This window comes from Candidatus Avedoeria danica, from assembly GCA_016703025.1.
Classification (GTDB): domain Bacteria; phylum Chloroflexota; class Anaerolineae; order Epilineales; family Epilineaceae; genus Avedoeria; species Avedoeria danica.
Genome location: JADJCV010000004.1, coordinates 1,111,663 through 1,127,179 on the forward strand (window position 1 = coordinate 1,111,663; position 15,517 = coordinate 1,127,179).

Consider the following 15,517-nt stretch of genomic DNA (forward strand, 5'->3'; position numbering starts at 1 on the left):
CAAAGCCGCCCGGTCGTCCCGCAGCGCCAGGATGACGGCAACGGCGGTCAGAGAGGTGCCGCCGAGGGCGGTGAAGAAGTCGTCGTCGGGATCGATGAGCGGCTGGGCCCGGCCGTCGACGGGGCGATCCGCGTCCTCGGCCAGGTCGAGCGCGGCGGCGAACGCCTGGGCGACGCGGCGCTCGGCCCAGTCGCCCGGACGCGCTGTGCCGGCGGCGCGAACACGGGGCCGCGCTTCGATCGGCGGCAGCGCGCGGCGGTCCAGCTTGCCCCGACGCTCGTGGGCAGGTCGGACAGGAAGCCGAAGCGGCGGGGCACCATGTGATCGGGAAGGATCGCGCCAAGGGCGGCGGCGAGGGCGACGGCCTCCGGCGGCGCGTCGGATCGCTCCGGGACGATGTGGGCGACGAGGACGGCCGCCGGGCCGTCGCCCTGGACGCACGACGCGGCGGCGCGGACGCCGGGCAACGCGGCCAAGTGCGTGTCGATCGCCTCGAGCTCGATTCGGTGGCCCCTCAGCTTGACCTGCGCGTCGATCCGGCCGAGGTATGCCAGCGTGCCGTCGGCCATCCGCCGCACGCGGTCGCCCGTACGGTAGATCCGGCCCATGTGCGGGTGTATCGGGAAGCGCTCGTCGGTCAGCGCATCCTGGCCGAGGTAGCCGCGGGCGAGCGAGATGCCGCTGATGCAGAGCTCGCCGTCGGCGGCCAGGACGTGCGCCTCGCTGCCGTCGATCGCCCGGCCGATCGTCACGGGCTGCCCGGGCATCACGTCCGCGCGCACGACGGTCACCGTGCATTCGGTCGGGCCGTAGCCGTTCACCATCCGCCGGCCGCGCGACCAGGTGTCGGCCAGATCCTGGGGCAGCGCCTCGCCGCCGACGTACAGCAGGCGGAGCGCGGGCAGCGCGGTCGCGGGATCGTCGCAGGCCATCATCCGCAGCAGCGTCGGCGGTGGGCAGAGCACGGTGATCCGTTCGCGCGCGAGCCAGTCGACGAGGTCCGGGCCGAGGCGGACGGCGGCATCGTCCAGGACGACGAGCGTTGCACCGGAGGCGAACGCGAGCCACGTCTCCTCGATGGACGAGTCGTACGCCGGCGAGGAGCACTGGGCGACGCGGTCGTCGGGCGTGAGGGCGAAGGCGGTGACGTCCGAGGCGACGAGGTGGACGATGCTGCGGTGCTCGATCATCACGCCTTTGGGGCGGCCGGTGGTGCCGGACGTGTAGGTTAGGTAGGCGAGGTCGGTGGGGGTGGTGGACGGGGAGGTGGACGGGGAGGTGGACGGAATGGACGTCATTCGATCGATCGCAGCCACCTCGACCACCTCGACCCCCTCGACCCCCTCGACCGCCGCGACGTCGGGCAGTCGGCTGGCGCCGGCCGCATCCGTCAGGATCGCGACGGGGGCGGCGTCGGCGATGACCGCGGCGAGGTGGGGGTCGGGGAACGCAGGGTCGAGGCAGACGTGGGCGGCGCCGGCGAGGAGGGTGCCCAGTTGGGCGGCGTACAGGGTGACGGTGTCGCGCGGGAGGAGGATGACGACGCGCGCGTCGGGGGTGACGAGCGGGCTTAGGCGGGCGGCGATGGCGGCGGCATCGGCGGCGAGATCGGCGTAGGTGATCGACGCGCGCTGCGGGCGCGCCGGGCCGGGCGGCACCTCAACGGCGGTGCGGTCGGGGTGGCGGCGGGCGGCGGCGACGAAGATGTCGTGCAGGAGGGGACCAACCGGGGCGGCGGGCCGGGCGGCGGCGGGATAGGGCATGGAGGACATGATGCGCGATGGTGTGGCTCGCGTGCACGGATTTGGGGGCGCGCGCGCCGCCGCACGCCGCGGTCATTCGGCGCGCCGCGCCTTCATCCCTCGTTTCGACGCGAGATCGGCAGGAAGATCTTGCCGGCCGGCTCCCCCGCCACGAACGTCGGCGTTGCCGGGCCGCGCGTGGCGGACGGGCTCGGGACGGCGGTGGTGGCGGAGGGCGGGGCGGTCGGGCCGATCGGATCGGCGGTCGGCAGGGCGTCGGGGCCGGGGTCGAGGGCAAGGGCGCCGACGGCGCTGGCGTCGGCGACCTCGACGCCGCGGACCTGGGGGATGATGCCGCACGAGACGCGGCCGCCGAAGCGGCCGGTGCCGCGCAGCAGGCGGATGGCGTGCTGGCCGTTCGCAAGCGCGCGGAAGTCGATGTCCGTCAGCGTTGTGCTGGAGCGGCCGCCGACGACCTCCGAGAGCGGATGGAGCGCCGGGGCGTCCTCGTCCGAGCACGTGGTGGCCTGGATTTGGGCGGTCATGGACGCGCCGGTGCTGCCCTCGGTGATCGTGATGTTCACGCGCAGCGTCGTGCCGTCGGGCGTGAGAACGGCCTGGCCCTTGACCATCGAGTTGCGCTCGTCCTCGAGCGGGAAGGTGAGCGGCTTGGGCGGGTAGATGCGCGACGCATCGCGCCGCTCGTAGACGAGCACGCCCAGCGGCGTGTCGGACTCGATGGCGGCGCGGCCGGTCCCGACCGGGAACTCGGGCAGCGTGGCGATCTCGACGACGTGGCTGGCGCCGGGCGCGAGCGGGATCACGCTGTCGATTCGGCCCCTGGCCGGTCGAATCGTATGCCTTCAGGCGGGCGTTGGCCGGCGCCGCGCCGGGGTTGTGGAGGACGAGATCGGTCGAGACGAAGTCCGTGGCGCGGCGGATCACCGGAACGCTGAAGCGCGTGCTGAGGTCCTTCGGGCCGAAGGCGTTGTAGCCTGCGAGCGCGTCGACGTTGCCGCCTACCCGCCAATCCTCGAGCGCGGCGGCCAGGATGGCGCCCGAGGCGGTGACGACGGCGCTGCCGCGGAACGGGGCCGGGGCGCCGGCGTCCGCCGGGATGCTCCGCCCGCCGGGCGAGAGGTCGATGTAGGCGGCGCCGAGGCCGGCGATCGTCAGCTTGCGTTCGGCGGGCACGCCCGCTGAGCCGCCGTCCTCAGCGAAGAAGCGCACGGTGGCCTGCACCGCCTTGTCGGTGGCGTTGGCGATGGCGAGGAGCGTGCCGCCGTCGGCGCCGCCGCGCACGCGGGGCAGCACCTGGACGGTCGCGGCGGCGTCGATGGGGCGGGCGACGAGGCCGGCGGCGCCCGGGTTGGCGTGGTCGTCCACGTAGCCGATCAAGGCCAGCGACCGCGGGCCGGTGATCCGCAGCGGGCCGATGAAGCCGCCGGCGGCGTTCGGGGCAAGCGTTTCCGGACCGAAGAGGTTCGTCTCGACCGAGGTGTCCCACTCGGCGATCTGGTGGTCTTCGAGCTGCTCGGGGAACGCAACGAGCGGCGCACCGGTCTTGGGATCGTTGATCTTGATGTCCGCCTGCGTGCCGGAGCCGGGCGCGGCGTTCTGCAGGATGAGGACGCTGGACTGGCTGCCGACGTTGACGGCCATGAGGGGCAGGAGGAGCGCGCGTCCGCCCGGCGCGGATTCGATCGCCACGCCGGCACCGCTCGGCCAGCGCGTCCGGGCGAGCGCGGCGACGTAGTCGGTGGTCGTGAGCTCGCCGCCGAAGCTGCTCGCTCCAGACTGGTTGGAGAGAACGGAGAGGTCGTACGCCGCGACGCGCCCGCGCCGATCGTCCCGCCCGTCCGGCCCGCGGCGCTGCCGTCGAACTTGGCGAACACGCGGATGGACGTCGTGACGTCCCCGCCGGTGTCGTTCATGACCTCGATGACGGTCTTGCCATAGCCTTCCTGGCCGAGAGGGGCGAGAGGGCTGTGGGGGGCGAGAGGGGCGAATGCGTGCCGTGGCGCCAGACCGCCGAGGCCGCGCGTGTGGCGGCGGACGAGGGCGTCCAAGCCGAACGAGAGGTCGTCGCCCCCGTTCTCGCTTCCGCCGCCGTTCTCGCTTCCGCCGCCGTTTGCGGCGAGGCCGTAGCGGATGTTGTCGGTGTGGACCTCGGGGAAGAACCACGCCGTGCCGGTCTGGGCGTGGGCGATTCGGGCGATCGGCAGGGCGGCGGAGAGCGTGGCGAGGAGGGTGGTGAGCGCAAGGATCGGGATTATGGGGACGATGGCGGTTGGGCGGGCGGTCGGTCCGTCGGTCGGGCGGGCCGTTGATCGGGCTGTTGATCTGGCCGTTGAGCGGGCCGTTGAGCGGGCCGTTGAGCGGGCGGTCGGGCGGGGCATGGTTCCTCCGGGCGGAGCGCGGGCGGGCAGGCGGTGGGCGGCGGGTGAAGCGGCCGCGCCTGTCGGCGGCGATGGAAGAGATAACCCCTTGGAGGGTGGTTTGGTAGAGTGTCGGGACGGGATGACGCGGACGGCGGCAGTCTCGGGCTTGGATCGTCGCCTCAATCCACTCAATCCAACCGCCGCCCCACGAACCACCGCGCCCCCGCCACGTCCTCGTAGATCTCGCACACCACGCCGCGGTGCGTGACCACGAGGTAGTACCGCCGGTGGATCTCGCCGTCGGGAACCCACCAGTCAAGGCGGGGCTCGCGGATCTCCTCGATGGAGTCGATGCGGTGCGTTTCGCCCGCCCAGACGAAGGCGTGCGGGTGGCCGGCCGCGTCCACGCGGACGCGGATCGGGATGCCGTCGGGGTACTGGCGCATCGTGCGGTCTCTGGTCGGATCGCCCGTGCCCTGGCCGGCCTAGCCGGCCGCGGGCTTGCCGGGGGCGGCGGAGGAGGCCGCAACGTTCGACGCGACGGGGACACCCGGCCACGGGACGAAGCCGCGCCCGGCGCTCATGGAGCGCGGCGCCGGCGTCCTGGACGCGGCCCTGGCGGACGACGTCGTCGCCGAAGCGGTGCTGCAGATCGCGCAGGGCGGTCTCCGCTTCCAGACGGCGGGCGTGGGTGTGGCGGAAGAGGTCGAGCTGGTGGCCGACCGTGGGACAGAGGCCGCGGGCGAGGAGCTTGAGACGCTCGACCGGACCGGTCCACTGGACGGATTCCATCAGCGCATCCGCGTGGGTCAGGAGGACGGACGGCTTGACGGACGGCTCGAGGAACGTCCGGCTGGCGCTGGCAACCCCGCCGCGCTCGAACGTGACCGTGAGCGCGAGGGCGCTTGCCATCTGGAAGCGCTCCGAGAGCGGCCGGACGACCTCGTAGACGAGCCGCTCGAGGTGCCAGCGGAGGCTGCGGAGGTTGGACAACGGTTCCGGAAAGACGTGCTCGGCCTCGAGGAACGGCGCCGAGCGCCACGGCTGGACGGGCTCGTCGTCGTGCCCGTGGCCCAGCCGCCACGCGCGCAGGCCCTCGTAGCCGAAGCGGGGCAGGATCCCGCCTTGGGGCAGCGCGGCATACGCGTGGACCTTGCCGAGCCCGAGCGCCAGGATCCGCTCCTGCGTCGGGCTGGCCAGCGGGAGGTAGCGGATGGACAGCCCCCCCAGAAAGGCAACCTCGCGCCCGCGCGGCAGCGCCATCGCCGGCCGGGCCTGCAGGTAGCGGGTGACGATCCGGCTGGTGAGCTTGCCGTGCGCCACCCCGACCCGCGCCACGAGCCCGGTGGACGCCGCCGCACGCGCCGCGACGGCCTCGGCCAGCTTGGCCTCCTCCTCGCGGTCCCGCGCCAACCCCGACGCCGACAACCAGGCATGCTCCAGATCGGCCGGCTCGACGGCGCCGGTGTACTCGGACAGCGCATCCAGCAGCCGCTGGAACGCCTCGCGGTACGCGTCCGGCCGCGGCGCCACGACGACGACCTCCGGGCAGAGCTTGCGCGCCTGGAAGACCGTCATCCCACGCATGACCCCGGCCATGTGGGCGGCGTGGGTGAGGTCGTGGACGGTGGGCGTGCCGGGCTGGGGCGCGGTGACGATGGCCGGTCGATCGGCGAGGGCGGGGTTGTCGCGCACTTCGACGGCCATGGCGGCGTGGGGGAGGTTCACGCACGCGACGCGGGTGGCGGCGGCGGCTGGGGTCGTGGGGATGGGCGTCGGCATGGGCGTCAGCGTCGGGGTTGGTTGGGCGGATGGGGTGAGGTTGATTCGGTGGTTGGGGAGTGTCATCGGTAGGGCCCTCGCCGGATGGGCGGGTCGGAGGGGTCGCTTGGGGTTCAGGGGCGAAGGTGAGTTTATAGAACGTTTGTTTCATTGTCAAGGGGGTGCGGGGGGTGTCCCATGCTCGACCGCGTGGCCGACGAGGGCCCCCAACCCCCGGCAGGACATCGGCCGGCCCACGCACTATCCTTGTCCGATGACGACCGCCCCGCCCCTCGACCCGTACGTCTTCGGCTGGGATCCGACGCCGGGCATCGTCTCGGTGTGGGCCGATCGCGACGGGCGGGCGCTGGTGTGGCGCCGCGAAGGCGAGCGGGTCGTCTGCGAGCGCGACCGCTTCCGGCCGTGGATCTTCGCCACGACGCTCGCCGATCTCGCCCACCTCGGGCCGGCGCTCGCGGCGGAAGGCGCGTCCAGCGGGCCGGGCGACGGCGCCGCTTCGGCGAGCGACGGGTCGACGGCAGGCAACTCGACGGCGGCAGGCAACGGGTCAACGCGGGGCATCGCCTCGGCGCACGCGGCGACGATCACCTACCGCGAGCTCGACGGCTCGCCGACCGCCTATCGCTTCGTCGTTTCGGCGCCGACGTCGCGGGCGCTGGAGCGTGCCATCCAGGACGGCGCGGCGCGGCGGCTGGGGAGCGGCGCGGCCAAAGAGCGCCGGCGCGAGGGGTACCATCGGGTGGGACCGGTCGAGCAGTACCTGATGGGCACCGGGCGGACGTACTTCCGCGGCCTCGTCTACGACGACCTGCATCGCCTGCAGTTCGACCTCGAGACGACGTCGCTCGACCCCGCACGCGGACGCATCTTCCTGGTCGCCGTGCGCGACAGCCGCGGGCTGGCGACGACGATCGAGGCGCCGCAGCCGGACGACGAGCGCCGCCTGATCGCCGAGCTGTGCGCGCTCGTCCGTGCGCGCGATCCGGACGTCGTCGAGAACCACAACCTGTTCGGCTTCGATCTGCCGTTCCTCGAGGCGCGGGCGGCGCAGCTCGGCGTTCCGCTCCTCCTGGGCCGAGCGGGCGCGCCGCCGCTGCTCGGCCGCTACCCCGAGCCGCCACCCGACGCGCGCCGTCGCCGCCGCACCGTCCGCTACACCGTCGCCGGCCGCGAGCTCATCGACACGCTGGAGGCCGTGCGCCGGCACGACTTCGTCGCGCGCGATCTGCCCGGCCACGGGCTGAAGGACGTCGCGCGCCACTTCGGCATCGCCGCGCCGGAGCGGACGTACGTGGCGGGGCGGAGGTCTATCGAACGTACCTCGAGCAGCCCGACATCGTGCGGCGCTACGCCTTGGACGACGTCGCCGAGGTGGACGGCCTGTCGCGGCGGCTGCTCGGCGCGCCGTTCGCCCTGGCCGGCATGGCCCCGCGCCGCTACGAGCAGCTGGCGTCGGCGGGGCCGGCCATGGGGATCCTGGAGCCGATGCTGGTGCGGGCCTACCTGCACGCCGGCGCGGCGCTGCCCTACGGCGCGGCGCGCGGCGAGGAGGACCTCGAAGGCCATGCCGGCGGCGCCGTGCACCTCTTCGCCACAGGCGTCGCCGAGCACGTCGTCAAGGTCGACATCGCCTCGATGTACCCGTCGCTCATGCGGGCCTACAAGATCGGCCCGGCGTGCGACTCTCTCGGGGCGTTGCTGCACATCGTCTCGCAGCTGACGACGCTGCGCCTCGGTCACAAGGATGCGCTGCGCACGGCCCCGCCCGGCTCGCTCGAGCGCGGCCATCACGACGCGATGCAGGCGGCGATGAAGCTCCTCATCAACTCGGCCTACGGCTACATGGCCGCCGGCTCGATGGCGCTCTTCGCCGACCGCCGCGCCGCCGACGAGGTGACGCGGCGCGGGCGCGAGATCCTTGGCCAGGTCGTCGAAGCGCTGCGCGCGCGCGGCATGGCACTCCTCGAAGCCGACACGGACGGCGTCTTCTTCGCCGCGCCGCTGGACTGGACGGAGGCGCGCGAGCGGCGCTGGTGGCCGACGTGGCATCCGAGCTGCCGGACGGCATCCGTCTGGAATACGAGGGCCGCTACCGCGCGATGCTCAGCCACGAGGTGAAGAACTACGCACTGCTCAGCTATGACGGCACCCTGATCGTGCGCGGCGTCGCGCTGCGATCGAGCCGCTCCGAGCCGTTCGGCGAGCGCTTCCTGCGCCGCGCGCTCGGCGCGACGCTGATCGGCGACGTCCCGGCGCTGCAGCGGGCGTTCCGCGAAACGGTCCGGGCGCTCACGGAGCGATCCCTGCCGGCCGCCGACGTCGCCACCCGCGTCCGGCTGACGAAGACGCCGGAGGCCTACCTTGCCGCACGCGGCGAACATCGCGAGGCGGCGTACGAGGCGCTGCTGGCGGCCGGGCGCGACGACTGGGCGCCGGGGGAGCGGGTGCGGTGCTACCGGGCGAATGGGGCGAGTGGGGCGAGTGGGAAGGGGTACGTATGGCTGCCGGACGAGAACGATGACCCGTCGGCCGATGCTACCGGCTCGAGCGGAGCCAGGACGACCGACGCGACTACGACGTCGACCACTACGTGCGGGCGCTCGTGACGTCATACGCCGGACGGCTCAGGAAGGCGTTTGCGCCGGAGGACTTCGCGCAGCTCTTTCGCACGGATCGGCAGGGGGGGTTGTTCGATCGGCCGGTGGAGGAGATCGCGCCGCTGTGGGTGCGGTGTGCCGCAACGACGACCTTGGTCGCGACCCGGCCGGCTCCCGGGGATGAATCCCCGGGCTCGTTCATGACGAAGTCCCCCTCGGGGACTGGGCTTGAGGACGCCAATGGGCATGGACAGCCTCTGCGAAAGCCTTCCAGGGAATCGCCGAAGTCCTTCGAGTGAATCGTCCGAAACACTCCAAGGAATCGCCGCGATCGCTGGAGTGAATCGTCCGCACGTGTCGCCAACGTGTCGTCCTTGCCCTTCCCCCATCGTCCACCCGCCGTTACCCTGCCCGCTATACTGTCCAGCGTCGCCCGATCGCCGGTGGCGTCCTTCGTCGGCGGCGACGGGAGGCGACGAGAACGCGATGGAGGGGCACCCGATCGTGATCGCCACCCAGACCCCCACGACCGAGCGCCCGATCAAACGGCAGATGCGGCGCTGGCGGTTCGACGTCTCGGACTACGTCCGGCTGCACGAATCGGGCATCATTCCCGAGGAGGCGCGGACGGAGCTCGTGCAAGGCGAGATCCGCATCATGGCGCCCATCGGTCCGGAGCACGGGTCATCGGTCAACACGCTGAGCCATCACTTCGTCCGGCACATCGGCCCGCGCGCGTTCGTCTCCTCACAGAGCAGCCTGCGGCTCGACGATCGGACGATGCTGCAGCCCGACATCGCCATCCTCCGCCCGGAGCCGAACGACTACTTCGATCGCTACCCCGAGGCGGCCGACGCGCTGCTCGTCGTCGAGGTCGCCTACAGCAGCCTGCGCTACGACCGGGGTCGCAAGGTGCCGCTCTACGCGCGCCACGGCATCCCCGAGGTCTGGATCGTGGCCATCAACGAGCGCCGGCTCGAGGTCTACCGCGCGCCGGCGGGCGACAGCTACGCGAGCGTCGTCGTGCTGACGGAGGGCGACAGCGTGGCGCCGCTGGCGTGGCCGGACGTCGTGCTCGATGTCGGGGCGATCGTGCGGGCGCGGGGTTAAGGAACCAGGGGGCGGCGATACGCGACCGCACGGCGCTGACGCGCCGACCGGCACGCCCACAGCCAGGCACCGACCACGGGCTCCGCAGCCACGGCTATGTCGACCACCTTGCGTTCCTTCGCATGGACGTCCATCGCATCCTCCTCCGCCAGGGACCGCCCCGGTTCGGTGTCCGCTACGATTGCGGTCTGACGCGCCGACGTGCGATGATCGTCCCGTCCGCACGATCGGCGGTTCGGCGCCGCCCTACCTCCGTCATCCCTCCGCCCTGCCCACCCAGAGAAACGAGAACACCCGCACATGAACCAACCGATCGAACGCCTCATCGCATCCACCTCGTCGCTCGTGCTGGCATTCGCTATCGGCGCATGCGGCGCCCCCGCTGCCGACAGCGGCGACCCGGCCGCGCCGGTCGAGCCCGCCACGGTCGTCGCCGTCGAGGTGAGCACGGACGTTCCTGTGGCCGTCGTCGGAACCGAGGCCGCGTCCGAGCCCGCGCCGGATGCCACAGCCGCGGCCACCTTGGGCGACGAAGCTCCGATCGCCGCGAAGATCAACCTCAACGACGGGACCGAGGCGGAGTTCCGCACCGTCCCGAACGTCGGGGACAAGATGGTCCGCGAGTTCATGGAGTACCGGCCGTACGCCAGCATCCAGATCTTCCGCCGCGAGATGCTCAAGTACGTGGACGAGGACCTGGTGGCGCACTACGAGGACTACGTCTTCGTGCCCGTCGACGTGAACGCGTCGGACGCCGAGACGCTGCAGCAGCTGCCGGGCGTGGACGAGACGATCGCCGCCGACCTCATCGCCGGCCGGCCGTACTCCACTGCGGCGGACTTCCTCACCGCGCTAGGCGCCCGCGTTTCCGCAGCCGAAGCGGCCGCCGCCGAGAACTACCTCGCGGCGCCGTGACGTCGACACCGGTGGAGGACACGCTGCGGCGCGTGCTGCTTGCCCTCACCGCGGCGAGCGCCGTCGGCACGGTCATCGAGCTCGCGCTCCTCGAGCACTTCGAGGATGCCTGGCAGTGGGCCCCGTTCGTGCTCTGTGGCCTTGTGCTGGCGGCCGTCGCCGCCGTCTGGCTGCGGCCCGACCGGCGGTCGATCCTGGCGCTCCGATCCGTCATGGGGCTTGCGGTGCTCGGCAGCGCGGTGGGGGCCGTCCTGCACCTGCAGGGCAACTGGGATCTCGTCGCGGAGACGCAGCCGGACGCGGCGGGTGCGCACGCCCTGTGGGAGACGATCCACGGCGGGAATCCCGCCCTCGCGTCCTTCATCCTCGCGCTGATGGCGGCCATGGCGACGGCCGCCACGTACCGTCACCCGGCGCTCGGGCGCGGTGCGGACGGCCGAGCGCTTCCCGTCACCGATACGCCTCCGCCTGCAAATTGAACAGCTCCGCATACAGCCCCCCCGCCGCCAGCAGCTCGTCGTGCGTCCCTTGCTCCGTGATCGTCCCGTGTTCGAGCACGAGGATCCGGTCCGCCAGGCGCACCGTGCTGAAGCGGTGGCTGATGAAGAGCGTCATCTTGCCCGCGGTCAGCTCCTTCATGCGGGTGAAGATCTCGTGCTCGGCGCGGGCGTCCAGGCTGGCGGTCGGCTCGTCGAGGATCAGGATCTCGGCGTCGCGCATGAAGGCGCGCGCCAAGGCCACCTTCTGCCACTCGCCGCCCGAGAGCTGGTAGCCCTCGTCGAACCACCGGCCGAGCGTCGTCTCGTAGCCCCTGGGCAGCTTTTCGATGAAGCCCGCCGCGCCGCTCTTGGCCGCCGCGTCCTCGACGCGCGCCCGGTCGTCGACGGCCTCGAGGCGCCCGAGGCCGATGTTCTCGCGGGCGCTGAAGAAGTACGTCACGTAGTCCTGGAAGATCACGCCGATGGCGCCGTGCACGTCGGCCAGGGCGTACTCGCGCACGTCGTGGCCCTCGAGCAGGATCTGGCCTTCGTCGGGATCGTACAGCCGGGTGAGCAGCTTGACGATCGTCGTCTTGCCGGCGCCGTTCTGCCCGACGAGCGCCACGGCCTCGTCGGGGCCGATCCGGAAGCTCACGTTCTGCAGGGCGGGCTCGGTCTTGCCGGGGTACGTGAAGCGGACGTTGCGGAACTCCACGCCCTGACGCAGCGGCAGTTGCAGCGGGCGCGGGTGCTCCGGGCTGCGGATTTCCGGCTCGTGGTCCAGGAAGTCGTAGAGCGTGCCCAGGTAGAGGCTGTTCTCGTACATGTCGGACAGCCCGCCCAATATGCTGCTGAAGCTGGACTGCACCTGGCCGACGGCCTGGCTGTAGAACGTCAGGTCGCCGAGCGTGAGGCGCCGCCGGACCGCCTGGAGCGCCACGTACAGGAACGTGCCGCTCGTGACGATCGTCGTCAGGCTGCCGAGCGCGAAGGCCATCAGGTAGCGGCGGCGCACGAGGGACCGATTCTCGAGGTAGAAGCGGTCCGCGATCTCGCGCCAGCGGTCGATGAAGTGGCCGCCGAGGCCGAACAGCTTGATCTCCTTGTTGTAGGTGTCCCGCGTCAGCAGGTCCAGGTAATAGGCCATCCGGCGACGGTCCGGCGACTGGCGGCGCGACATCTGGTAGCCCTGCCAGCCGTAGCGCGAGCTGGCGATGAAGCTCGGGATCGGCGCGAGCAGCGCCGCCACCGCCACCCACGGTCCGAGGCTGGACATCAGCGCGATCATGCTCACGAACGTGATCGCCGAACGCGCCAGGCCGAACAGCTGCTCGATCATCGTCACCGGCCGGCGGCTGGCCTCGCGCTGCGCCTGCTGGAGGGAGTCGTAGAACTCGGGGTTCTCGAAGAACTGGAGGTCCAGCCGGTTGGCATGCTCCATGATCATGAGCTGCACTTTGCGCGCGGTCAGCTCCTGGAGCGCCTGCTGGTTGATGTTGCGCACCGTCTGCAAGAGCGCCGTGCCGACGAAGAGGCCGAACTGCAGGACACCAAGCCAGACCACGCGGTTCACGAGGTCCGCCCGCGCATCGCCGTCGACGGCGGCCACCACCCCGTCGATCAGGAGCTTGCTCACCCAGGCCGTGGCGGTGGGCAGGATGCCGAAGACGATCGAGAAGATCGCCATCCCGGCCGTATAGCCGCGGTGTGCGCCCCACACGAGGCGCATCGCGCGCGGCAGCGACGCCATCGTCGTGCCGGCGTTGCGCCACCAGCGCATCAGGCGCTGTGCGGCGGGCAGCGGGTCGTCGGGGTCCTCGGACGGGGTGGGCTGAGTGGGCCCCCGGCCCCGGCGGGTGGGGTCGGAGGGGAACGGGGAGATCAAGGGGCGGATCGCTTTCGGGGGCGGCGCGGCGGCGGATGCGGTCGGGCGGCGTGACCAGGATGGTGTGGGGGCACGATCCGGTCAAGCGGATCCGGGGGCAATCGCTTCGAGCGTAGCCGGCGATCGCCCGGCGATCAATCGCCGGGCTACAATAACTGCGCCTGCTGAAGCAGGCTTTTCAGACCGTAGCCGGCTTCAGCCGGCGTCGTTATTGTAGCCCGGCCGTTCACGGCCGGGCGGTCGGCGGTCCCAAACATCTCGAACAATTGCTCAACTTTCATCAGCCTCCGGGCGAGCGCTCCCCGGCGAACCGTCCGGCCCGCTGGGGCTCCCGTCAGGAGTGCATGCTCCCATGGCCATCGACACGCCGGCGCCTGCCGACCTCCCCGCCGTAACCGACGCCCCCACCGCTCCCGCGCTCCCGATGGACGCGGCCACGATCCGCGCCCTCGGCTACCGGATCGTCGACATGATCGCCCGCGAGCTGGAGGATCCGGCGCGGCGGCCGGTCTACCCGCCGCCGCAGCGCCGGGACGACATCGAGGCGGTGTTCGGCGGGCCGGTGCCACGCTCCGGGCGGTCGCCGGACGAGCTGTTGACGCTGCTGGAGGAACGCCTGCTACCCATTGCGGCGAACTTCGGCCACCCGCGGCTGATGGGCTACGTGCTCTCGAACCCGCTGCCGCTGGCCGGGCTGATCGAGGCCCTCACGAGCACGCTGCGCATGGTCCCGGGCCACTGGCGGTGGCACCCGGCGAACAGTTGGATCGAGGTCACGGTGGCGCGGTGGCTCGGCGAGATCGTCGGGTTCGGGGACGACGCCGTCGGCTACATGGCCACCGGCGGGTCGTGGGCGAACCTGATGGGGCTGGCCGTGGCCCGCGTCCGCCGCGCCGGCTGGGACGTCCGGGCGGAAGGGCTCGCCGGCCGGCCGCAGCTCACGGCGTACGTGTCCGAGGAAGGGCATTCGTGCCTGGACAAGGCGATGGAGCTGATGGGCATGGGCCACGACCAGCTGCGCAAGGTGCCCGTCGGAGGGGACTTCCGCATCCGGCTCGACGCGCTGGAGGCCGCGATCGAGGCCGACGTGGCGGCCGGGCACCGGCCGTTCTGCGTCGTCGGCAACGCCGGCACGGTGAACACGGGCGCTGTCGACCCGCTGGCCGAGCTGGCCGCGCTGGCCGGGCGCCACGGGCTGTGGTTCCATGTGGACGGCGCATATGGCGCGCTGGCCACGCTGGATCCCGCCAAACGAGGGCTGTTCGCGGGCATCGAGGCGGCCGACTCGCTCGCGCTCGACCCCCACAAGTGGCTGAACGTCCCGTTCGACGCCGGCTGTCTCCTCACGCGCCGCTGGGCGGACCTGGCCGACGCGTTCAGCCTCGTACCGCCCTACATCCGCGCCGCGACGGACGCCGAGCACAACCACATGCACTACGGTTTCGAGCTGAGCCGGACGGACCGCGCCCTCAAGGTGTGGCTGTCGCTGCAGCAACACGGCGTGGACGCGTACGCTGCGATGATCGCCGGCCACATCGCCCTGGCGAGCCACCTGGCGGACGTGCTGCGCGGGGCGCCCGACTTCGAGGTGATGAGCGAACCCGTGCTGAGCATCTGCTGCTTCCGGTACGTCCCGTCCGACCTGTCGGCCGGCCCCGAGCCCGTCGAGCGCTACCTGGACGCCCTGAACCAGGCCGTCGAGCTGGGGCTCATGGACGACGGGCGGGCGATGGTCTCCGGCACGGAGCTGCGCGGGCGCCGCGTCCTGCGGGCGTGCATCGTCAACCACCGCGCCACGCGGGACCACGTGGACGCGACGATCGAGCTGTTGCGGGAGATCGGACGGGCGACGGATGCGCGGATGCGGGCGGAGGTGGCGGCGCTGCCCTCATGAGGACGGACACCGGCTCGAAGGGCGACGCCATCGAAGCGAAGGACGACGCCACCGAAGCGCCCTACGCGCTCCGCCGATACCGCATGTACACCACCCCCGTCGGCAGCGGCGTCGCCTCAGCCAGCGTCATGTCGAGGCGCTTGCCTTCCGCGAACAGCTTCTTGCCGCTCCCGAGCACGATCGGGTAGACGTGCAGGCTGTACTCGTCGACCAAGTCGTGCTCGGAGAGCAGCGGGACGAGCACGCTGCTCCCGTCGACGAAGATGTTCTTGCCGCTCTGCGCCTTGAGCGCGCGCACGGCCTCGACGACGTTGTCGCGGATGAGCGTGGAGTTCCGCCACGCCGCGGCGGAGTCCAGCGTGGTGGACACGACGTACTTGGGCATGTTGTTCAGCGTATCGGCGAACGGGTCGTCGACCATCGGCTCGAACGCGGTGCCGTGGATCTGCCACGTCTTGCGGCCGAGCAGGATCGCGTCGGCCTTGGACATCGCTTGGAAGAAGTGCGCGCCGATGTCGTCGTGCCAGTACGGCACCGTCCAGCCGCCGTGCGTGAAGCCGCCGTCCGTGTCTTCGTCCGCGCCGCCCGGGGCTTGGATCACGCCGTCCAGCGTGATGAACTCGGCGACGATCAACTCTCGCATGGTCTGTTCCTTCCGGGGGGCTTGCGCCCGATGGGGTCGGGGGGGATCGACGCCGACGGCCCGGGCCGCCAACGCCCATGTGGCCGTCG

Annotated in this window: 11 protein-coding genes and 1 pseudogene; 7 read left to right on the forward strand and 5 right to left on the reverse strand. The window is 71.9% G+C overall.

The features are described from left to right. Positions 1-47: 47 nt before the first annotated feature. On the reverse strand, positions 48-1,772 hold the full coding sequence (locus IPG72_07875) for an amino acid adenylation domain-containing protein (protein ID MBK6768912.1): 1,725 nt from the start codon (positions 1,770-1,772) through the stop codon (positions 48-50). Positions 1,773-1,855: 83 nt separating this feature from the next. Continuing rightward, positions 1,856-2,566, reverse strand: a complete 711-nt coding sequence (locus tag IPG72_07880; GenBank protein ID MBK6768913.1) for a hypothetical protein — start codon at positions 2,564-2,566, stop codon at positions 1,856-1,858. A gap of 407 nt (positions 2,567-2,973) precedes the next feature. Here IPG72_07880 and IPG72_07885 point away from each other — a divergent pair, with 407 nt between their 5' ends. Both IPG72_07885 and IPG72_07890 read left to right on the forward strand, forming a co-directional pair. After that, positions 2,974-3,132 (forward strand): hypothetical protein, encoded by a 159-nt coding sequence (locus IPG72_07885; GenBank protein MBK6768914.1) that lies wholly within the window; start codon positions 2,974-2,976, stop codon positions 3,130-3,132. Positions 3,133-3,260: 128 nt separating this feature from the next. Continuing rightward, complete coding sequence (locus IPG72_07890; GenBank protein ID MBK6768915.1) at positions 3,261-3,701, forward strand: hypothetical protein; 441 nt, start codon at positions 3,261-3,263, stop codon at positions 3,699-3,701. A 737-nt stretch (positions 3,702-4,438) separates the two neighbouring features. On the opposite strand, the gene IPG72_07895 is transcribed toward IPG72_07890, so the two are convergent. After that, on the reverse strand, positions 4,439-5,971 hold the full coding sequence (locus IPG72_07895; GenBank protein ID MBK6768916.1) for a hypothetical protein: 1,533 nt from the start codon (positions 5,969-5,971) through the stop codon (positions 4,439-4,441). Positions 5,972-6,158: 187 nt separating this feature from the next. On the opposite strand from IPG72_07895, the pseudogene IPG72_07900 reads away from it, so the two are divergent. The 4 genes and pseudogenes from IPG72_07900 to IPG72_07915 all read left to right on the forward strand — a co-directional run bounded on the left by IPG72_07900 (position 6,159) and on the right by IPG72_07915 (position 11,006). Beyond that, positions 6,159-8,801 (forward strand): annotated as a pseudogene (locus IPG72_07900) (ribonuclease H-like domain-containing protein). A 187-nt stretch (positions 8,802-8,988) separates the two neighbouring features. Then, positions 8,989-9,612: a Uma2 family endonuclease gene (locus IPG72_07905; GenBank protein MBK6768917.1), complete on the forward strand. Its 624-nt coding sequence runs from the start codon at positions 8,989-8,991 to the stop codon at positions 9,610-9,612. A gap of 300 nt (positions 9,613-9,912) precedes the next feature. Further along, positions 9,913-10,527: a hypothetical protein gene (locus tag IPG72_07910; GenBank protein MBK6768918.1), complete on the forward strand. Its 615-nt coding sequence runs from the start codon at positions 9,913-9,915 to the stop codon at positions 10,525-10,527. Beyond that, complete coding sequence (locus IPG72_07915) at positions 10,524-11,006, forward strand: hypothetical protein (protein MBK6768919.1); 483 nt, start codon at positions 10,524-10,526, stop codon at positions 11,004-11,006. Before IPG72_07910 ends, IPG72_07915 begins: the two co-directional genes overlap by 4 nt. Here IPG72_07915 and IPG72_07920 read toward each other — a convergent pair. After that, entirely contained in the window at positions 10,978-12,891 is a 1,914-nt protein-coding gene (locus tag IPG72_07920; GenBank protein ID MBK6768920.1) for an ABC transporter ATP-binding protein, read from the reverse strand. The genes IPG72_07915 and IPG72_07920 overlap by 29 nt on opposite strands. Positions 12,892-13,243: 352 nt before the next feature. On the opposite strand from IPG72_07920, the gene IPG72_07925 reads away from it, so the two are divergent. Continuing rightward, complete coding sequence (locus IPG72_07925) at positions 13,244-14,785, forward strand: hypothetical protein (GenBank protein ID MBK6768921.1); 1,542 nt, start codon at positions 13,244-13,246, stop codon at positions 14,783-14,785. Between the two features lie 61 nt (positions 14,786-14,846). Here the strand turns inward: IPG72_07925 and IPG72_07930 are convergent, their stop codons facing one another. Beyond that, a complete protein-coding gene (locus IPG72_07930; GenBank protein ID MBK6768922.1) occupies positions 14,847-15,428 on the reverse strand; it encodes a dihydrofolate reductase in 582 nt (193 codons plus the stop codon). Between the last annotated feature and the right edge of the window lie 89 nt (positions 15,429-15,517).

Excerpts from the sequence above, each read along its gene's own strand:
- IPG72_07905 (MBK6768917.1), top strand. The coding sequence starts at position 8,989 with ATGGAGGGGCACCCGATCGTGATCGCCACCCAGACCCCCACGACCGAG.
- IPG72_07930 (MBK6768922.1), bottom strand. The coding sequence starts at position 15,428 with ATGCGAGAGTTGATCGTCGCCGAGTTCATCACGCTGGACGGCGTGATC.
- IPG72_07895 (MBK6768916.1), bottom strand. The coding sequence starts at position 5,971 with ATGACACTCCCCAACCACCGAATCAACCTCACCCCATCCGCCCAACCA.
- IPG72_07875 (MBK6768912.1), bottom strand. The coding sequence starts at position 1,772 with ATGTCCTCCATGCCCTATCCCGCCGCCGCCCGGCCCGCCGCCCCGGTT.
- IPG72_07925 (MBK6768921.1), top strand. The coding sequence starts at position 13,244 with ATGGCCATCGACACGCCGGCGCCTGCCGACCTCCCCGCCGTAACCGAC.
- IPG72_07910 (MBK6768918.1), top strand. The coding sequence starts at position 9,913 with ATGAACCAACCGATCGAACGCCTCATCGCATCCACCTCGTCGCTCGTG.